16 protein-coding genes and 1 pseudogene are annotated in these 17,964 nt (G+C 60.0%); 14 read left to right on the top strand and 3 right to left on the bottom strand.

Annotated features, from left to right (window positions below; all coding sequences use genetic code 11):
• The first annotated feature begins 354 nt into the window (after positions 1–354).
• Complete coding sequence (locus P8K07_13325) at positions 355–1,401, top strand: nucleoside monophosphate kinase (GenBank protein MDG1959497.1); 1,047 nt, start codon at positions 355–357, stop codon at positions 1,399–1,401.
• Positions 1,402–1,467: 66 nt separating this feature from the next.
• Here the strand turns inward: P8K07_13325 and P8K07_13320 are convergent, their stop codons facing one another.
• Positions 1,468–2,670, bottom strand: a complete 1,203-nt coding sequence (locus P8K07_13320; GenBank protein MDG1959496.1) for a CoA transferase — start codon at positions 2,668–2,670, stop codon at positions 1,468–1,470.
• A 102-nt stretch (positions 2,671–2,772) separates the two neighbouring features.
• Here P8K07_13320 and ribB point away from each other — a divergent pair, with 102 nt between their 5' ends.
• From ribB to P8K07_13305, 3 genes are all read left to right on the top strand, one after another.
• Positions 2,773–3,969 carry a 3,4-dihydroxy-2-butanone-4-phosphate synthase gene (gene ribB / locus P8K07_13315; protein MDG1959495.1) on the top strand — a complete coding sequence of 399 codons (1,197 nt, stop codon included), beginning with the start codon at positions 2,773–2,775 and terminating at the stop codon, positions 3,967–3,969.
• Between the two features lie 129 nt (positions 3,970–4,098).
• A complete protein-coding gene (locus tag P8K07_13310) occupies positions 4,099–4,716 on the top strand; it encodes a TetR/AcrR family transcriptional regulator (protein MDG1959494.1) in 618 nt (205 codons plus the stop codon).
• Entirely contained in the window at positions 4,713–6,560 is a 1,848-nt protein-coding gene (locus P8K07_13305) for a cytochrome c biogenesis protein CcdA (GenBank protein ID MDG1959493.1), read from the top strand. The genes P8K07_13310 and P8K07_13305 overlap by 4 nt, the downstream gene beginning before the upstream one ends.
• Before the next feature lie 13 nt (positions 6,561–6,573).
• Here the strand turns inward: P8K07_13305 and P8K07_13300 are convergent, their stop codons facing one another.
• Both P8K07_13300 and P8K07_13295 read right to left on the bottom strand, forming a co-directional pair.
• On the bottom strand, positions 6,574–7,059 hold the full coding sequence (locus P8K07_13300) for a hypothetical protein (GenBank protein MDG1959492.1): 486 nt from the start codon (positions 7,057–7,059) through the stop codon (positions 6,574–6,576).
• Between the two features lie 63 nt (positions 7,060–7,122).
• Complete coding sequence (locus P8K07_13295; protein MDG1959491.1) at positions 7,123–8,046, bottom strand: GNAT family N-acetyltransferase; 924 nt, start codon at positions 8,044–8,046, stop codon at positions 7,123–7,125.
• Positions 8,047–8,121: 75 nt separating this feature from the next.
• Here P8K07_13295 and P8K07_13290 point away from each other — a divergent pair, with 75 nt between their 5' ends.
• The 10 genes and pseudogenes from P8K07_13290 (at position 8,122) to P8K07_13245 (ending at position 17,863) form a co-directional block, all read left to right on the top strand.
• The gene (locus P8K07_13290) at positions 8,122–9,120 is read left to right on the top strand and encodes an NAD(P)-dependent glycerol-3-phosphate dehydrogenase (GenBank protein ID MDG1959490.1); all 999 of its coding nucleotides are present in this window, start codon (positions 8,122–8,124) and stop codon (positions 9,118–9,120) included.
• 157 nt (positions 9,121–9,277) lie between these two features.
• Positions 9,278–9,436: a 50S ribosomal protein L34 gene (gene rpmH / locus P8K07_13285; GenBank protein ID MDG1959489.1), complete on the top strand. Its 159-nt coding sequence runs from the start codon at positions 9,278–9,280 to the stop codon at positions 9,434–9,436.
• Between the two features lie 8 nt (positions 9,437–9,444).
• Complete coding sequence (rnpA, locus tag P8K07_13280) at positions 9,445–9,822, top strand: ribonuclease P protein component (protein MDG1959488.1); 378 nt, start codon at positions 9,445–9,447, stop codon at positions 9,820–9,822.
• Positions 9,823–9,863: 41 nt separating this feature from the next.
• Complete coding sequence (yidD, locus tag P8K07_13275) at positions 9,864–10,070, top strand: membrane protein insertion efficiency factor YidD (GenBank protein ID MDG1959487.1); 207 nt, start codon at positions 9,864–9,866, stop codon at positions 10,068–10,070.
• A 12-nt stretch (positions 10,071–10,082) separates the two neighbouring features.
• Positions 10,083–11,756: a membrane protein insertase YidC gene (gene yidC, locus P8K07_13270; GenBank protein MDG1959486.1), complete on the top strand. Its 1,674-nt coding sequence runs from the start codon at positions 10,083–10,085 to the stop codon at positions 11,754–11,756.
• A gap of 25 nt (positions 11,757–11,781) precedes the next feature.
• On the top strand, positions 11,782–13,164 hold the full coding sequence (gene mnmE, locus P8K07_13265; protein ID MDG1959485.1) for a tRNA uridine-5-carboxymethylaminomethyl(34) synthesis GTPase MnmE: 1,383 nt from the start codon (positions 11,782–11,784) through the stop codon (positions 13,162–13,164).
• Positions 13,165–13,180: 16 nt separating this feature from the next.
• Entirely contained in the window at positions 13,181–15,046 is a 1,866-nt protein-coding gene (gene mnmG / locus P8K07_13260; GenBank protein MDG1959484.1) for a tRNA uridine-5-carboxymethylaminomethyl(34) synthesis enzyme MnmG, read from the top strand.
• Between the two features lie 20 nt (positions 15,047–15,066).
• Complete coding sequence (locus tag P8K07_13255; protein MDG1959483.1) at positions 15,067–15,780, top strand: class I SAM-dependent methyltransferase; 714 nt, start codon at positions 15,067–15,069, stop codon at positions 15,778–15,780.
• 114 nt (positions 15,781–15,894) lie between these two features.
• Positions 15,895–16,662 (top strand): annotated as a pseudogene (locus tag P8K07_13250) (ParA family protein).
• A gap of 259 nt (positions 16,663–16,921) precedes the next feature.
• The gene (locus tag P8K07_13245) at positions 16,922–17,863 is read left to right on the top strand and encodes a ParB/RepB/Spo0J family partition protein (protein ID MDG1959482.1); all 942 of its coding nucleotides are present in this window, start codon (positions 16,922–16,924) and stop codon (positions 17,861–17,863) included.
• Positions 17,864–17,964: the final 101 nt, after the last annotated feature.

Raw genomic sequence — 17,964 nt, 5'->3', positions numbered from 1 at the left:
TCCGCTTCGATCGCTCGCGAATCCCTGGCCGTCAAGTCGATATTCCGGCGTTGCGGCAATCAGTGGTCAGAAAATGAACAGGTTTCTAACGACGATCGCAATTGGGGGGGGGGCGTTTCACGGGCTCTGTCTTCTTCCGGGCTTCGAGACGACGGCCATAACGATGCCCTGGTACCGAGGCCTCGCGATCGGAGAGGGCCTTCATGAGCCTGCCCCTCTCGGGATCCCGTTGCATGTCCTGATATTCGCCCTCGCCCTTTTCCGATTCCAACACAGAGGTCGCCTGAAAACAGCCTTTCGGACGGATCTGCAGAATGCTATTTCGAATCCGTTCAACTACCGAAAATTTTGAGAATGCTTGAAATGAACACGTTGAAGCCGAATACGTTTTTTATCGAGGTGTCTGGCTCCGGTCTTCCCGAGGTCGACGGCCTCTTCGTGCCTTCCACAGCACCCGCGAAGAAATCCGAATCCGGAACCGTATCCAGCCCCGGCTACTGGAATGGCCGGATGGCATGGGATCGAGCGGATGGGAAATCCTCCCGAAGCCCGGCCATCTCCTATTCCGACAGCTACAAATCGTGGAGAATCTGCCGTCTGGATGGGCACCTCGCGTACGATATGACCTGCGAGGACGAACTCCCGCCCACGCAAACGGAGTGGCACGTTTATAAAATGGGCGTCGCTCCGGCACCCAAATTAGTCGTCCACCACTGCGATCCCCGAGAGGCTTGCCCGAAGCCCAACGTTGTTTTTGTTCTGGGAGGTCCCGGCGCGGGAAAAGGAACCATGTGTGAACTCGCGGAGTCACAACTTGGTTGGACTCATTTGTCCACCGGCGATCTGCTGCGCACCGCACGAGAGGCCGGAGGGCCAACCGGCACAACCATCGAGGAGTTCATTACCGATGGGAAATTAGTGCCCAACGAAATCGTCGTCACCCTGCTGCAGGACGCCATGGAATCGATCACCAGAACCACCGGCAAAACGAATTTTCTGCTCGATGGTTTCCCGCGCTCGCTGGACAACCTCGAGGCCTGGTACGCAATCTTCGGCCGCGAGACCGAGCTACCCAAAATGCTCTACCTCGAATGTCCCTACGATATCCTCGAGAAGCGCATCATGGGCCGTGCGAAATACTCTGGTCGCAGCGACGATAACGTCGCGAGCATGAAGCTGCGATTCGATACGTTCAAAGCCGAAACTCTACCGACGGTCGAGCTCTTCCAGAGCATGGGGCTATGCATTGAAATCGACACGGGTCAGACCAGAGAAGCTGTCTACGCCTCGGTGGTTGGCCACCTCTCCGAGTTCACCGACACCGGGTTGGCAGCCAAGCCGCTGACCGAAAGAGCGGAGACTCTTTTGGGCCTGCGCCCGTACCCGGGCAACCGCGGATAGAGCAGGGAACGAAACTCTCCCTTCGATGGTCCGAAAACCTCTGCTGGAAGCCCCCCGCCGACCCGACTAGGGGATGACCCCGCGTTCCTTGAGAACCGAGATCTCTTCCCAACCCTGACCCATCTCGAGAAGGATTTCCTCGGTATTTTGCCCCAATTCGGGTGCCGTGGTCGCGAAGACATTCGGTGTCCCGGCGAAATCGACCGGCGTCGCAACTTGCTCGGGGAGACCCTCGCCACTCTCGAACGGAACAACGCCTCCCGTGGCTCTAAGCTGCGCATCCTGCGCCAGATCATTGCAATCCTGGACCGGCGCCCACCAGACCCCCGCCGCATCGAAAAGCTCGCCCCATTCGGCCCGGGTGCGCGTAGCAAAGATCTCGTCCAGAAGACCGACCACGTAGCCTGCATTCTCTCGACGCCTGACGATATCTTTCGTCCGTTCGCTGTCGATCAAATCCTCGCGTCCCATCGCCCGGCAAACATCCGGCCAATGCCGATCTGCCTGGAGGCCGATCAACCAGAACCATTTCCCGCAGGATGCGCGATAAGAATTCGCAATCGGGTTCGGCGCTTCGCTTCGGTCGCTCGGCGGTTGCAAGCGACCAAAGCGCAAACGCGTCGCCAGGTCCCAGCCAACGGTATAGGCGCCGGTCCGCAAAAGTGAGGTCTCGAGGTACTGCCCCTTGCCGGTCCTCTCCCGGGCAACCAACGCCGCGTTGATCGCTGCAGCCGCTGTCATCGCGGTGGTATGATCGCCCATGCCACCGCGCTGCACGGGCGGCTCATGGCCCTCGGGCGTGAGCATGGCGGCGACGCCACCGCGAGCCCAATACGCTCCGATGTCGTATGCGGCGCGATCACTGTCGGGCCCCCCACTGCCATAACCGGTCACCGCCCCGTAGATCAGGCGGGGATTTCGTGCCGAAAGCGATTCGTAGTCCAACCCAAAACCGGCGAGGGCACCCGCACGAAGGTTCGTCACAAAAATATCCGCCTGCTCAATCAAATCGCCGGCAATCGCTCGGCCCTGTTCTTTTTTCAGATCGAGGACGATGGAGCGCTTGCCACGGTTGTCGAGTTCAAAAGCGGGGTTGATCGGGACATCGATGCCGACTGCGGTCGAGAGAACCGCCCGCATCGGATCACCGACCGGGGGCTCGATTTTGATCACCGACGCCCCCCAATCTCCAAGAATCCCGCTGGTCGCGGGACCCGCTACCCAGAAACCCAACTCCACGATTTGAATACCTTCCAATGGTCCAGCCATCCCGCAGTCGGTGCCCGGTTCCGGCCAGAAGATCAAGTCCTGCAGTTTCGATGGATTTTCCCCCTTGCAAGACGGGCACGCTGCAGGTTCATTCGAGTAAGAATGTCCACAAACTCATCCGACACTTTGACCGATCAGGTGACCGCGCCTGGTGAAATTGCCACCATCGAGGAGGCCATCGCCGAGTACCGCGCGGGCCGCATGGTCATCGTCATGGATGATGAGGACCGCGAAAACGAGGGCGATCTCTGCATGGCCGCCGAAAAGGTCACGACCGAAGCCATCAATTTCATGGCGACCGAAGGCTGCGGGCTGATCTGCATGCCCGTGACGGGACATAAATTGGCAACTCTGGGCCTGCCCATGATGGCCACCGAAAACACCGCACCACTGGAAACCGCCTTCACCGCATCGATTGATGCACGCGTCGGGATTCAAAGTGGCGTATCTGCCAGTGATCGGGCGACAACAATTCTCGCCGCCTGTGCTGACCAGGCACAACCCAGTGATCTGAAAACACCCGGCCACATCTTTCCTCTCCGGGCACGCGATGGGGGAGTTCTGGTACGAACCGGACAAACCGAAGCCGCCGTCGATCTGGCGCGGCTGGCCGGACTTCGTCCCGCCGGCGTGATCTGCGAGATCATGAACAAGGACGGCACCATGGCGCGCCTTCCGGAATTACGAGAATTTGCAGCTCTCCACAATTTGAAACTCGTGACCATTGCCGACCTGATCCAATACCGACTGCGGCATGATTCTCTGGTTCATAAGGTCGCCGAAGCTCCGATCGAGAGCCGCTACGGGGGCGAGTTCCGAGCCTGCGTGTACCGCAGTGACGTGAACGGCGGGGAGCATATGGCTCTGGTCAAGGGAGATATTCAGCCCGACCAACCCACTTTGGTCCGCGCTCATTCGGAATATCTCCCCGGGGATGTCTTTGCCTCGGCCAGTCGGAACACGGGTAATTTGCTGCATCGCGCGATGGAAAGAATCGCCGAAGAGGGCTGCGGCGTGATTCTCTATCTCAAACGAGAGCACGGCAGCGATATGCTCGCGCCGCGTGGTAGCTCAGCGGCTTCCGCCGGAACGGATGGGGACAACGACACATCGGGACCGAGCACCATGGCGGGTGCCACTCTCCAGGAGTTTCGGGAGTACGGGATCGGGGCACAAATCATGCGCGATCTGGGCCTGGGCAAAATCCGTCTGCTTTCGAATTATCCACGAAGGCTCGTAAATCTCCCCGGCTATGGACTCGAAATCGTCGAGCATGTCCCTCTGGACTCGAGCAAATAGAACCGGGGACAGGCCCCGCGGGGACCTCCGAAGACCGCCTCCCGACCAAAAATCTTGACATCACGGAGTGAGAGTGAGACTCTCAAATCAAGATGAGAGTGGTACTCTCATCAGGTATCAGCAGGCGCAATGTACGAATCCGCGATCAACGAACTCGTCAACGCAAAACCCGACGACGACAAAAGCCCTCGGCGAGCGAAGGCCATCGATGCGTTCATCGATCTGGTTCTCGAGGGCCATCTGCCGCCGACCACAGCCCTGGTCGCCGAGCGGTCCGAGATCTCCGCAGCGACTCTTTTTCGTTATTTTGACACTTTGGACCAACTTCGTGCGGCGGCCTTTCTGCGCATGATTGAGCGCTTTCCGCTGATCCCGATTGCAGATCCGGGGCATGGTACGCGAAAAGAACGCGTCGATCGCTTTGTCGCCAGTCGGTTTGCGGCGACCGAGAAACTCCATCTTCTGGCGCAACTCCAACGCAGCCTGGCCTTGCGCGACCCGGGCGCAGCCGAGATGATTGACACCGTTCGAAGAGTGATGGCCCAGGAAGCACGAAAGCACTTTGCCCCGGAGATCTCGACGCTGACCGAGGCAGAAGCCGAGGATACCGTCGCCCTCATTGCCAGCGTGACTTCAGTTGAATCCTGGGAGCATTTTCGGCGAGCCTTCGATCGCAGTCCCCAACAGACGCAACGCGCCTGGGTGCGAGGTGTCGAGGCGATCCTGACAAGAGAGAGCACGAAATGAGCAATGCCGACATCGTCCAGCGCGTGGCCTTATCGAATCGGGTGCTTGTCCGGCTTTGGATCGGGCTGCTTCTGGTTTTTTCCCTGGGCTCTGCCTCCCCGAGTTCGGCTCGAGAACCGATCGTCGAGATTAGCGGGACCCTCGCACCGGCAAGGGACGGTTCCTCCCTGGTGCAGGTGCGCGCGACCATTGCACACGGCTTTCACGTCAACGCTCACCTCCCGGCTGAAAAATGGCTGATCCCCACAACTCTCTCTCTGGTGAGCCCGGGGGTTTCCTTCGCAGACTTCGAATACCCCGATCCCCTCGAGGCAGAGTTCGCCTTTGCTCCGGGGAAGACACTTCTGGTTTACGAGGGTACCTTTTTCATGACCGCTCTCGCCTCGCCGCCTGCGTCACAGCCGATTGAAGTCGCATTGCGCTACCAGGCCTGCGATGACCAGAACTGCTTGCCGCCAAAAACGGTGCGGATCACGATCGGCTCCGAAGCCGCGCCGGCCCCGAAAGCCGCGCCATCCGGAATGAATCCAAGCGACCCAAGCTGGTTGGAACAGTGGCTGACTGGTGCGAGCATGCCCGCGAAGTTGGGGATGATGCTGCTGCTCGGTCTCGGGCTGAACCTCACGCCATGTGTCTATCCGCTGATCTCGGTCACGCTCGCCTATTTTGGCGGCCAGAGCGATTCCGGCACCTCCAGCTTCCGGCTTTCGATCTTCTACGTGCTGGGCATCACTCTGAGCTTTGCCCTGCTCGGCACCTCGGCCGCGCTTGCTGGCGGGTTGTTCGGTGCACCCCTCCAAAACCCATTGGTCCTGCTCGGACTGGCCGGCGTCCTTCTGGCGCTCTCGGGGTCGTGCTTCGGTCTATACGAGCTCCGAGCCCCATCGGGTCTGGTCAACCGCGTCGGCTCCGCACAAACAGGTCAGGGTGGCGCTTTTCTGATGGGTCTGACGATGGGCATTGTCGCGGCCCCCTGCATCGGACCCGTGGTGCTTGGTCTGCTGGTATACGTCGGCAGCCAAAAAGATCTGGTGCTCGGGCTCTCGCTCTTTGCGGCCATGGGACTTGGCATGGGTCTGCCTTATATCGGTCTGGCTTCGGCGGCGGGCTCCATCTCGAACCTGCCACGCTCGGGCGAATGGTTGCGTTGGACCAACCGACTTTTTGGCGTACTTTTACTCGGAATGGCTTATTATTTTCTGACGCCTCTGATTCCTCAGGAAATCGAAGAAATTGCCCTTCCCTTGCTGGTCGCTGCCGGCAGTATCTATCTGGGCTTTCTGGAACCCGCAGGCAATGGGCTGGGCGCTTTCCGGCGCGCCAAGCGAGCACTCGGCGTCGCCGGGCTAGCCCTCGGGATCTGGCTGGCCCTTCCTGGCGCACCGATGGCCGCGAGCCTCCAATGGACGCCTCTCTCTCCGAACTCGCTCTCCAGCGCCATCGACAACGGACGCCCCGCGGTCGTCGAGTTCGGTGCCGAATGGTGCCTGCCTTGTGTCGAGATGGAGAACACCACCTTTCGTGATCCGATCGTAGCGAGAGAATCACAGCGCTTCTCGATGCTGCAAGCCGATGTCACCGAGGAAAGTACCGAGAATACCGAACTCCTCGAGGAGTTCGGAGTCTCCGGAGTTCCGACGATTATCTTCTACGATGCCAGCGGACGCGAGAGGAAGCGGCTTGTGGGTTATGTCAGCGCGAAACAAATGCTCGAGATGATGCAATCCATTCCGAGCCGCCCGACGGCACCGGCACCCGAATTCCGAGAACGGAGACAACCAACAACCGAACTGATTCCGACAGCCACCGAGAAGACGGACGCAGAGATCGTCGTGGCCCAGTAACGCGCAGGTCTCCTCAGCCCCGTGAATCGAGTCTGTAGAACCGCCCCTTGAACGCGCAAACATCGGGGTCCCAGTTCACCCGACATGCTGCACTCGGCTCATCACGATCTTTTTTGTAGAACTCGGGAAGCACGCGCGCGACCTCTGCAGGTGCCGTGACCTCCACGGCTCGCACCGGGTAGACCCTGCCGTCAAAGCGAACCCGAGCGATTGGATCCGCCCAGAGCATGGGACGCCAGCGACTCCAATAATTATCACCCGCCTCCACATAAAGCGCACCATCGACAACGTAGTAATGAATCGTCACGGAGTAGGGGTCTGTCCCGCGAACCTCGAGGTCGACGTACTCCTCGGGCGACGCAAAGTTCCAGTCATGGATCGCACCCGAAGCCGGGAGCCCAACCAAGCGCCCTCCTGCGATCGGTCCCTGTGGGCCGCCGGCACAGCCAGGAAAAAATGACAGCACCATAAGCAGCAACAAAGTATTTTGTTTTGACATTGAATTCTCTTACGGCCAGGAACAACTGGTGTTCGCCGAAGTTGGAACGCCACCGGATCAGGCTCATCCTGACTCGGGAAAAAGTGTGGGAATATAATTCGGGGCCAGACCCGCGAACGAACCTCGTACCATATAGTTGCACAAGGAGTGCAGCCGGACTCGACCGGGCACCGATACCCGGCAGCCTGACGGGAGCAGAAACCGGACTTCAGTCCCCGCCGCCAGGTCTGACGTGGCGTCAAGCAAGAGCTGCTCGAGACCTGCCTTCGAGCGACTCAGAACCGGACCGATGGCCGCGGCTCGACCTTGTACCATTCTGGCAATCCAGCCCTCGAGGCCATCGCGACCCTCGAGAACACGAATCTCGCCAAGGCGGCGAAGCAATTCATAGTCACGCCTGCGCGCAAACCCAAGCATATCCTGTTCCAGAGAGCCTATCCGGGGGAGATCCGAGAAACGGGCACCCCGCGAGAGGATCGGTTTCGCCGCACCCTCCGAACGAAAACTGGCGCGGGCAAAAACGGTGCGAACCACGAAACCTCGGGAGCTATAGAGAGCATAGGCTTCTTCGTTAAACGCATCCTGAATCAAACGAAGCGATGGCACACCGAGCGCATCGCTTCGCCGACACAACTCATCCACAAGAAGCGATCCCAGTCCGGAACCCTGCAATGCTGGCGCTACGGTAATCGGTCCTGCACCGGCAACATTCCCGCGCGGGTGGAGAAAGGCACTACCGGCGACGACGCCTTCTGATTCCACGACGAGACAATGCTCGGGATCATGGGCCAGATACGCTCGTGCGATCGCGAGGCCGGTATCCGGGTCCCTCACAACTTTTTCGAAACCCCGCCGAATATAAATCTGGTTGAAGGCTTCCCGGAAAATATCCCCGACCGCCGGCAAATCAGCGGACCGCAGTACGCGCACCCGTGGTGCGCGATCGTGACCGCTTTCCGCAGCCTTGGGAGAGACGTCCACGGACATTGCCTGACTCTATCATGCGCGAACAAATGGCGCGTGGGCTTGATGTATCCATCGATCCCATGCCAGCCTGTCGAGATGGGTGCTTCGGTGATCGGTGCAGGATCTTGGGGAACAGCGCTGGCGATGCAGCTGGCCCGAGCGGGCCATTCCGTGTCGCTCTGGGCTCGTGACGCCGCTCATATCGGAGAGATACAGCGGACCGGGGAGAACAAGCGGTACCTGAACGGATGTCCGTTTCCCGAAGGGGTGCACGCGAGCGCGGATCTCGAGGCGGTCGTCCGCGCAGCCGACGAACTTCTGGTGTGCGCCGTTCCCTCACATGCCGTTCGCGAAACCCTCGAGCGGGCCAGGCCCTGGATTGCCGACACAGCGATCATTGTCAGCGCCTCAAAGGGAATCGAGGAGGAGACCGCACAGCGGATGAGCGAGGTGATCTCGCAGGCGACCGGCGCCGGAGAACGGGTCGCCGTCCTCTCGGGGCCGAGCTTTGCCCGCGAAGTCGCTGAAGCGATGCCTACGGCGCTTACGGCCGCTGCGAGCAATATGGCGCATGCCGAATTCGTGCAGCACTATTTCGCATCAGCGATGTTTCGCGTTTACGCCCTTGATGATGTCATCGGAGTCGAGGTTGGCGGTGCGGTGAAGAACGTGATCGCGATCGCAACCGGGGTAAGTGATGGTCTGGGGCTGGGACATAACGCTCGTGCCGCACTCATCACCCGAGGCCTGACGGAAATCAGTCGCCTCGCCGCTCGGTTGGGCGGCGATCCCCTGACGGTCTCCGGTCTCTCGGGGATGGGCGACCTGGTCCTGACCTGCACGGGCTCCCTTTCTCGCAACCGCTCGGTGGGCCTGCGATTGGGCGAGGGCGAAAGCCTGAAAGAAATCCTTGGCGATATGCAGCAAGTCGCCGAGGGCGTTCGCAATACCCTTGCGATCGATGACCTTGCCCGAGACCTCGCAGTTGAACTCCCGATTACCAGCCAGATGAGGGCACTTCTCTTCGAGAATAAAACCGCATCTGCTGCGATGGTCGACCTGATGAGTCGACAATTAAAGCCTGAATTCTCCTAGAACCGACCCAGACCCATCCACATGAGCCCCGTCACCTCCACCAGAAAAAGCCGCCCGGACGGCATTGACACCGGGCCTTTCGAATGGTTCCCTTTCCGCTTGGCCGTTCCATGCCCGACGGGAACAGCCCAGCTCTGAGAAACGACGGAAAAGATCGATGAAGCGCACGTATCAGCCAAGCAATCGCCGCAGAAAACGCACCCATGGTTTCCGTGCCCGTATGGCCACTCCTACGGGACGACAGGTGATCAAACGTCGTCGCCGCAAGGGACGCAAGCGTCTCACCGTCTCGATTCCTCCGAAGCAAGCCCGCTGAGGTTGGCCGTGCGGCCTACCGACGGAGCTTCCCGCTTTCCCCGGTCGCATTCCTTCCCCAAAGAGGTACGGCTGCGGAAAAGGCGCGAGTTTCTGGCCCTACGCCATACGGGAAAACGTATGCGGAGTAAGAACTTTTTGTTCGTACGCCATCTCGCAGGTGAAGTCCCCGTGCAGTTGGGGATCACGGTGACCAAGAAAATCGGAGGCGCCGTCGCACGCAATCGAATCAAGCGCGGCGTTCGCGAAGGCTTCCGGCATATCCGGGAGAAGATGCCGCTGGGAGGCAAAGTTCTGGTTATCGCCCAGAGAGGCTCTGCTGACCTTTTGCCCCGCGAGATTCAGGCGGAAATTCAGGCCATTTTGCTTGCCGAGGCCCGCTCTTGAGCCTCGGGCAAAAAGTCGCGACCGTTTCCGCAAGGATTCTGATGGGTTTGATTCGAATCTACCAGATCGCCCTTTCGCCGCTTCTGGGCGCGCATTGCCGCTTCGCACCCAGTTGCTCCGTCTTCTGCCATGAGGCCATAGCGCTCCATGGACCGATCCGAGGGACTCGACTCGGGCTGCGGCGCCTTCTGCGCTGCCACCCCTGGGGCGATCACGGGTACGACCCGGTTCCCCCCGAGAAACCATAGGGCTTCCAAACCATGGACCGTCGCACACTTTTATTCTTTGTCATTTCAGCCACAATTCTTCTGGTTTATCAGGAGTTTGTGATCAATCCACAGATGCCGGCACCCGTCGCTGTGGGTGATGTTGCCGAGCAGACGGTCACCCCTGGCGAGACGGTTTCCGAGGATCTTCCCATCACCGTCAGTGAAGCGGCACCACTGGCGCCGGAATCGATCCAGCCCCTGGGAACCGCACAGGAAGAGCCGAAAGCGCCGATAATCCAGGGCCGACGCATTCAGGTCGAGACCGATCTCTATCGTGCGACCTTGAATACCCGCGGTGGACGCCTCGAGAGCTTCGTTCTGAAAAACTTCCGCGAGGACTCATCCGCCGAGAGCCCCGAATTGGAGCTCGTTGTTCCCGCTCCTGAAATCGAGAATCCGCTGGGGATCGAATTGCGCGGCGCTCGCGTATGGAGTGACCAGACGACCCTTTATAACGCCAGCCAGAATTCCGTTTCGGTGAACCCGGGCGAAACGGGACGTCTGGTTCTGCGGGCCACGATCGGCGGCCAACCGATCGAGAAGGAATTCACGTTCCACGCCGGACTCTATACGATTGATCTGACAACGCGGGTCCCCGGCAGTAGCGCCCTTCCTGTATCCCTCGCGCAGGATGGCCCCGATGGTTCTCCGCCAGCGGTCGCCTTGACCCTGAGCCGCGGCGCCAAGCCGAAGGAAGATGGCACCGTATACGAAGGCGTTTCCGCGCTTATCGACGGAAAACTGGAGTCCACGCCTCGCGAAGACTTCGAGGAACCCGAAACCATCACTGGCACAATCGGCTGGGCCGGTTTCGAAGATCATTACTTTCTGACGGCAGCGGCCCCTGAGCGTGCCGATGCCCTGCGTCTGCGAAGACGAGGCGCGAAAGCTCTGCAAGCGGGAATTGTGACCACCCGCAACGCCAGCGGTCCCACCGAAACCGGCTACACGCTCTATTTTGGGCCAAAAGAGCGATCTCTGCTCGAGGGCGCAGGCCATCAATACGAAAAGGCCCTGAATCTCGGCTGGTTCGGTCCGATCTCCCTGCTGCTGCTGGACATCCTGCAATTCCTGCATCGGATCTTCGGCAACTGGGGCGTGGACATCATTCTACTCACCGTCCTCGTGAAAGCTGTCTTCTGGCCTCTCTCCAAGAAGAGTTTCGATTCGATGAAGGCAATGCAGAAACTCCAGCCCGAGATGGAGAAAATCAAGGAACGCTACGCCGACGACCAACAAAAGCTCTCTCAGGAGACGATGGAGCTCTACAAGCGCCACAAGGTCAATCCACTCGGCGGCTGCCTCCCGATGCTTCTCCAAATGCCTGTTTTCTTTGGACTTTATCAGCTTCTACAGAACACCATCGAATTAAGACACGCTCCCTTCGCCCTCTGGATCACGGACTTGGCTGCGCCCGAAAGGTTGATGATTGCCGGCTACGGGATCCCGGTCCTGACGTTGCTGCTGGGTGCTTCGATGTTCCTCCAGCAGAAGATGACCCCCAGCGCGGCGGACCCCACCCAGCAAAAGATCATGATGCTGATGCCAGTCGTATTCACCTTCATGTTCATCAACTTCCCGGCGGGACTGACCCTCTATTGGCTGACCCAAAATATCCTCACGATTGGCCAGCAATGGCTGAATTTACGAACTCCGGAAACCTGAGGACGACTGAGGCAGGAAAGAACAGGTGGCGGGCTATCCCGAAGATACGATCGCGGCAATCGCCACGGCCACCGGCCCCGCCGCGATAGCGATTCTCCGTCTGAGCGGACGCGAGTCCTTCGAAGTCGCCGCCGCAATGCTCCGCGGGCGACGCGAGGAGGTTCCCCCAAACTTCAGCGCTTCGCACCGGGCACGTCGAGCGGTTCTCCGGTCTCCCGACGATGGGAGCCCCATTGACGACGTTCTGTTCCTGCCCATGCATGCGGATCGGTCCCCAACTGGCGAAAATGTTGTGGAAATTCACTGCCATGGAGGGCAGCTACTTAGCCAGCGAGCACTCGCCGCGGCGCTCTCCGCCGGTGCTCGCGCAGCCCGACCCGGCGAATTCACCGAACGAGCCTTCCTCAATGGGCGTCTCGACCTTTGTCAGGCAGAGGCGGTCGCCGATCTCGCTCAAGCGACCAGTGAAGCGGGTCTGAAGGCTGCCTGGCAGCTTTTGGAGGGGAATCTATCCCGCAAAGTCCTCGCACAAAGGGATGCATTGCTGGATAACCGCGCTCTGCTCGAAGCCCACCTCGACTTCCCCGATGACGAGATTCCTGCCGCAACGGCCCGAGAGCTCGTACTGGGACTCGAGACGGTCAGCCGGGAGCTCCAGCGCCTGGCCGAGAGTTTCAACCGGGGTCGCCTGGCTCGCGACGGCGTCCGATTGGCGTTGGTCGGGAAGCCGAACGTCGGGAAATCGTCCCTGATGAACGCGCTTTTGGGACGCAGCCGGGCTCTGGTCAGCAATGTCGCCGGAACAACGAGAGATTATCTGGAAGAACCACTGGCGCTGGGCAATCTGCAGGCCTTGCTCTCGGATACAGCAGGGCTGCGCGAAACCACCGACGCTTTGGAAAAAGCGGGCGTCGAGCGGAGCCGAAGCCAGATCGACGCCGCCGACCTCCTCCTTGTTGTGACCGACGGTTCGAACCCCCTGACCGACCAGGATCGGGCGCTTCTCGACAGTTTGCCCGAGAGAAAATTCCTGATCGTACGCAATAAATGCGATCAACCGCTGGCCTGGGAAAGCGATGCGCTTGGGCGCCACGCGGTCGTGACGGTCTCCGCGACCGAGGGGATCGGCCTGGAAGGCCTGTGCCAGAAGGCGCTCGAAATGCTATCGTGGAAGACAGAAGACAAGAGCGAAGAAGTGCTGGTCACCCGAGAGCGACATCAGGCAGCCCTGAAAGACGCCCGCAAAGCCGTTATCGCCGCGAGCCTGCTGCTCGAGAACGACGAGGGGCTGGATCTGGTTGCTTGCGAACTCCAGACCGCAACTGCAGCTCTGGACGCGCTGGTGGGGCTCTCCTCGCCCGAGGATGTTCTCGACCGAATTTTCGAAAAGTTCTGCATCGGCAAGTAGAAAAGATCGTAAATAATTGAAAAGTCTAGATATAATTGTGGTTGGTGCCGGCCATGCCGGAATTGAAGCTGCGCTTTCGGCGGCCCGCATGGGTGCGCAAACGCTGCTGCTGACCTCGAATATCGATCATATCGGGCAGATGTCCTGCAACCCGGCAATCGGCGGGGTGGGCAAGGGACATCTGGTCAAGGAAATCGATGCTCTTGGTGGCGAAATGGCGCGCGCCATCGACGCCTCGGGAATCCAGTTTCGGACCCTCAACACGCGGAAGGGGCCCGCGGTCCGAGCCAGCCGAGCGCAGGCGGACAAGGAGGCTTACCGACGCCAGATGACCCAGGTTGTGCTGAATACCGGCAATTTGGTGGTTCGCGAGGCGATGGTGGAGAGGCTTCTGGTCGAGAACGGATCGACGGTAGGCGTCGAAACTCGCGACGGCGACTCCTACCGGGCATCGGCCACGATCTTGACGACAGGCACTTTCATGCGAGGCCTGATGCATATCGGCAGCCATCAGGAGGCAGGCGGACGGGCCGGCGACACAGCATCGCAGGGCCTGAGCGCGCACCTTGCCGAACTCGGCTTTCCGATCGGACGTCTGAAGACAGGGACTTGCCCGCGACTGGATGCCCGCACGATCGATTTCACCCAGTTGACCGAACAGCCCGGCGACCCGAAGCCGGTTCCCTTCTCCTTCGGTTCGCGCTCGATTCCCCTGACGCAAATCTCCTGCCATATCACGTATACTAACCCACAAACCCATAATATCATTAGGGAAAATTTAAAATCTTCGCCGATTTACGGTGGTGGAATCCAAAGCCGAGGACCGCGCTACTGCCCGTCCATCGAGGATAAGATCGTCCGGTTTGCCGACCGAGATCGCCATCAAATCTTCCTCGAACCCGAGGGCCTCGACACATTCGAGATCTATCCAAATGGTCTTTCCACAGCGCTTCCCCTCGAGGTACAGATCCCGATGGTGCGCTCGATTGCGGGCCTCGAAAACGCGGAGATTGTCCGACCGGGCTATGCGATCGAGTATGATTATATCGACCCGCTCGAGCTCGGTCACTCGCTCGAGACTCGTCGGATGCCGGGGCTCTTTCTGGCAGGTCAGATCAATGGGACGACCGGTTACGAGGAGGCCGCAGCGCAGGGCCTGATGGCCGGCATGAACGCGGTTGCCCGCCTTCGCGGTAGAGAACCCTTCCGGCTGGGTCGAGATCAGGCCTATATCGGGGTCCTGATTGACGATCTCGTGACCAAGGGTGTCGGAGGCGAACCCTACCGGATGTTCACCTCGCGGGCAGAGCACCGACTTCTCCTTCGGGAGGACAATGCCCGACATCGCCTGAGTCAGCTGGGCCGCGAGGCTGGACTTCTTGACGATTCTCGCTGGAATGGATTCCAGGAGGACGAACGGGAGGCCGAGGAACTCGGACAGTACCTGGCCGGCAAAATGGTCAGGACGGGAGAGGCCTTGAACCGTCTTCTCGCCAGTCACGGGGTCGACAGGCTTCGGGATTCCGTCCCGGCGGACCATTTCCTGAGCCGGCCCCACGTCGATTGGGAGATGCTGGAGCTGGCTGGTGTCAGCCTTCCGCCCAACGCCAATCGTCATATCACCCTGATGCTGGACCTGAAATACGCCGGCTACCTGCGGCAGCAGACTTTAGTCGCCAAACGGAGCGCCCGGCTCGAGAAGACTCGCTTGCCGATGGCTACAGACTTCGCAGCCGTCAAAGGTCTGTCAGCGGAAGTCCAGGAAAAGCTTGAGCGAGTTCGCCCGGAAACGCTGGGCCAGGCCTTGCGGATCCCGGGCGTGACCCCGGCTGCCGTAAACCTTCTCGGTATCCACCTCAAGCGCCAGAGCTCGAGGGCCTGAGGCTCAGGCCAGTGTTTCACGTGAAACAATTGGACGAAAAGCAGGCTGCAAGGCCGGAAAACTCAGGATTCTCGCTCTCAGAGCGGGATTTCCTCGCCCGGCACCTTCCGGCATCCCTCAACGCGGACCTCACCCAGATCGCTCCACTGCTTTCACATCACCTCGACGAGCTCTCGCTGTGGGCACCGCGACTGAATCTGGTGGGCGAGGGGACTCGAGATGAATGGCTGCGCCGCCACTTCCTCGACAGTCTTTTGGCTGTCGAGCCGCTACGCGAGCGGTTTGGCAGCTCGATCGGTCGCTTGATGGATATCGGCAGCGGGGCGGGTTTCCCGGGCCTGCCTCTGGCCGCAGCACTTCGTCCTGAGGAGACGGTGCTCGTCGAGCCCCGCCAGCGCAGGGCGCATTTTCTCAGGTCGGTTTTACGGCGATGGAAGCGTGACGACGTCCGCGTGGAAAATCTCCGACTTGAGGCGACCGCCGGCTTGATGAACGTGGATGTTCTCGTCTCCCGCGCCACCTTCTCGGACGTCGGCGATCTTCTCGAGGGCAGCCTGCCCCTCCTCCGCCCTGGAGGCCTGGTCATGGTCCTCTGCTCGGCATCCGCGCCGAAAGTCGAACTGCGAGCGGGGCTCGAGCATTTCGAGGATCTGTCGCCGTTTCGTTACGTACTGCCCGAAAGCGACCGGGAACATGAGTTGCGGTTTTGGCGAAGGTTCCCGGATTCCGCATAGGCGATTGTTTCACGTGAAACATGTCGCCCGATTTTACGATTAAAACGCAAAAAGCGCCCTTATTTCGCTGGCAACGTTTAACCCGCGAGCATTCATCTGTTAGGAAAAAGTCTCATGGGACGGGTGATTGCGATCGTAAACCAGAAGGGCGGCGTGGGGAAAACGACCACGGCCGTAAACCTCAGCGCCGGACTCGCGATGAACAATCGTTCAACGCTGATGATCGATATGGACCCGCAGTGCAGCGGCACCAGCGGATTAGGGATTCGCCTTACAAGTACTGAGGCTTCTACCTATGACGTTCTTCTGGGCAATTCGACGGCCGACCGGGCGCTGCGCCGCACCATGCTGCCAAAGCTGCAGGTCATCGGTGCCAGCCAGGACCTCATCGGAGCAGAGATTGAGCTCGTGCAATTGGAAAATCGCGAGAGTCGTCTCCGCGATGCTCTCGCAACCCTTCGTTATCGCTACGATTTCATCATCATGGATTGCCCACCTTCGCTCGGCTTGGTGACTCTGAACGCGCTCACCGCCTGCGACTCCCTGCTGATCCCTCTGCAGTGCGAATATTACGCCCTCGAGGGACTCAGCTCGCTTCTCTCGACAGTATCTCTTGTTCGCGACAACCTGAACGGAGCTCTCGCGATTGACGGCCTGATTCTCACCATGTTCGATGGTCGCAATACCCTCTGCCGGCAGGTCGCTGACGACGTCAAGACACATTTCCCCGACAAGGTATTTGACGCCGTCGTTCCTCGGAATGTGCGCTTGAGCGAAAGCCCCAGTCACGGCTTGCCCGCTCTGCTCTACGACCCATCCTCCAAAGGTGCGCAGGCCTACGCAGCCATCGCGAAAGAACTGATCAAACGTCTCGAAGGCAGCGCAGAAGCCGCGGCCGAGACCCCCTCAACTCCAGCGGCTCCCGCACCCTCGATCGACACGAAAGAAGCGACCGTCGCTGAAGCCTACCCCCAGTCCTCACCCGCGCCGCTCGAGGCGAGCACCGAGACAAGCACCGAGACAGGCACCGAGACAGGCACCGAGACAGGAACGGCAGTGGCTGCGGCCGCCGCCGGCAATGCCACCGGCAACGTCAATACAGAAAAATAGAACTGACTGAGTTTCATCGGAGCGTACGAACATGCGAAGGGCTTTAGGAAAGGGAATCGGAGCATTGATTCCGACAGCAGGGACAAGGGGTTCGACCGATGGTCTCCCCACGGCCTCGGGTGCAGCCGCGGCGGTGGCGACAGCGCCTGCGACGGTCGCCGAAAGCGATCCTCAGGATCAAGTGCGATCGATCTCCATTGAGCGGATCGTACCCAACCCAAGGCAGCCACGGACACTCTTTACCGAAGAGCACCTCGAGGACCTCACCCGATCCATCCGCGAACAGGGTGTGCTGCAGCCAATTCTCGTCCGGACCGGCACCAATGGCACCTATGAGCTGATTGCGGGTGAACGTCGATGGCGCGCAAGCCAGCGTGCCGGGAAGACCGAAATCCCGGCGCTCGTGCGAGAGTTCGCCGATGAGGAAAGCCTCGTCGTGGCTCTGGTCGAGAACGTGCAGCGTGCCGACCTCGGTCCGATCGAGGAGGCTCGAGCTTTCCGTGCGCTGATCGCTGAATTCGCCCTGACTCAGGAAGAGGTTTCCGATCGGGTCGGCAAGAGTCGCTCGGCGATCGCCAACACTCTCCGGCTCCTGAACCTGCCCGAGAGCACCCAAACCGAGATCACTGCAGGTCGAATCAGCGCCGGCCATGCGCGCGCGATCCTCGCTTTGGAAAGCGAGCAGGCCCGCGAATCACTGACAGCTGAAATTCTGCGCCGGAACCTCTCGGTCCGCGACACGGAGAAAGCAGCCAAAACAGCCCGCGGAACCAAAACCAGCCAACGGCGCGACCCAGACGTCGTCCGGCTCGAAGAGGATCTGAGCCGGACCCTGGGCACGAAAGTCGGGATTCAACTGCGTGGCGATGCCGGTAAAGGCCGGGTCGAGATTGCGTTTTTCTCGAATGACGACCTCGGCCGCTTGAGCGATATCCTGCTGGCCGCCGGTCGCCGCTCCCAACCCTTGACCTGATTTTTCCCGCCTGAATCCAAGGCAGTATGCGAAGTCCTAATAACCATGGACGGTTTTTGACATCACTTCTGCTGATTGGTACCAACTTTGGGTCGGGAAAA

Source organism: Candidatus Binatia bacterium, assembly GCA_029248525.1.
In the GTDB taxonomy this organism is placed as follows: Bacteria; Desulfobacterota; Binatia; order UBA12015; family UBA12015; genus UBA12015.
Note: the sequence above shows the minus strand (reverse complement) of the source record. Positions and strands in the feature narration are given on the sequence as shown.

What these genes read in the sequence shown, in the direction of transcription:
- P8K07_13325 (MDG1959497.1), top strand. Translation starts at nt 355, where the DNA reads ATGCTTGAAATGAACACGTTGAAGCCGAATACGTTTTTTATCGAGGTG.
- P8K07_13320 (MDG1959496.1), bottom strand. Translation starts at nt 2,670, where the DNA reads ATGGCTGGACCATTGGAAGGTATTCAAATCGTGGAGTTGGGTTTCTGG.
- ribB (MDG1959495.1), top strand. Translation starts at nt 2,773, where the DNA reads ATGTCCACAAACTCATCCGACACTTTGACCGATCAGGTGACCGCGCCT.
- P8K07_13310 (MDG1959494.1), top strand. Translation starts at nt 4,099, where the DNA reads ATGTACGAATCCGCGATCAACGAACTCGTCAACGCAAAACCCGACGAC.
- P8K07_13305 (MDG1959493.1), top strand. Translation starts at nt 4,713, where the DNA reads ATGAGCAATGCCGACATCGTCCAGCGCGTGGCCTTATCGAATCGGGTG.
- P8K07_13300 (MDG1959492.1), bottom strand. Translation starts at nt 7,059, where the DNA reads ATGTCAAAACAAAATACTTTGTTGCTGCTTATGGTGCTGTCATTTTTT.
- P8K07_13295 (MDG1959491.1), bottom strand. Translation starts at nt 8,046, where the DNA reads ATGTCCGTGGACGTCTCTCCCAAGGCTGCGGAAAGCGGTCACGATCGC.
- P8K07_13290 (MDG1959490.1), top strand. Translation starts at nt 8,122, where the DNA reads ATGGGTGCTTCGGTGATCGGTGCAGGATCTTGGGGAACAGCGCTGGCG.
- rpmH (MDG1959489.1), top strand. Translation starts at nt 9,278, where the DNA reads ATGAAGCGCACGTATCAGCCAAGCAATCGCCGCAGAAAACGCACCCAT.
- yidD (MDG1959487.1), top strand. Translation starts at nt 9,864, where the DNA reads ATGGGTTTGATTCGAATCTACCAGATCGCCCTTTCGCCGCTTCTGGGC.
- yidC (MDG1959486.1), top strand. Translation starts at nt 10,083, where the DNA reads ATGGACCGTCGCACACTTTTATTCTTTGTCATTTCAGCCACAATTCTT.
- P8K07_13245 (MDG1959482.1), top strand. Translation starts at nt 16,922, where the DNA reads ATGCGAAGGGCTTTAGGAAAGGGAATCGGAGCATTGATTCCGACAGCA.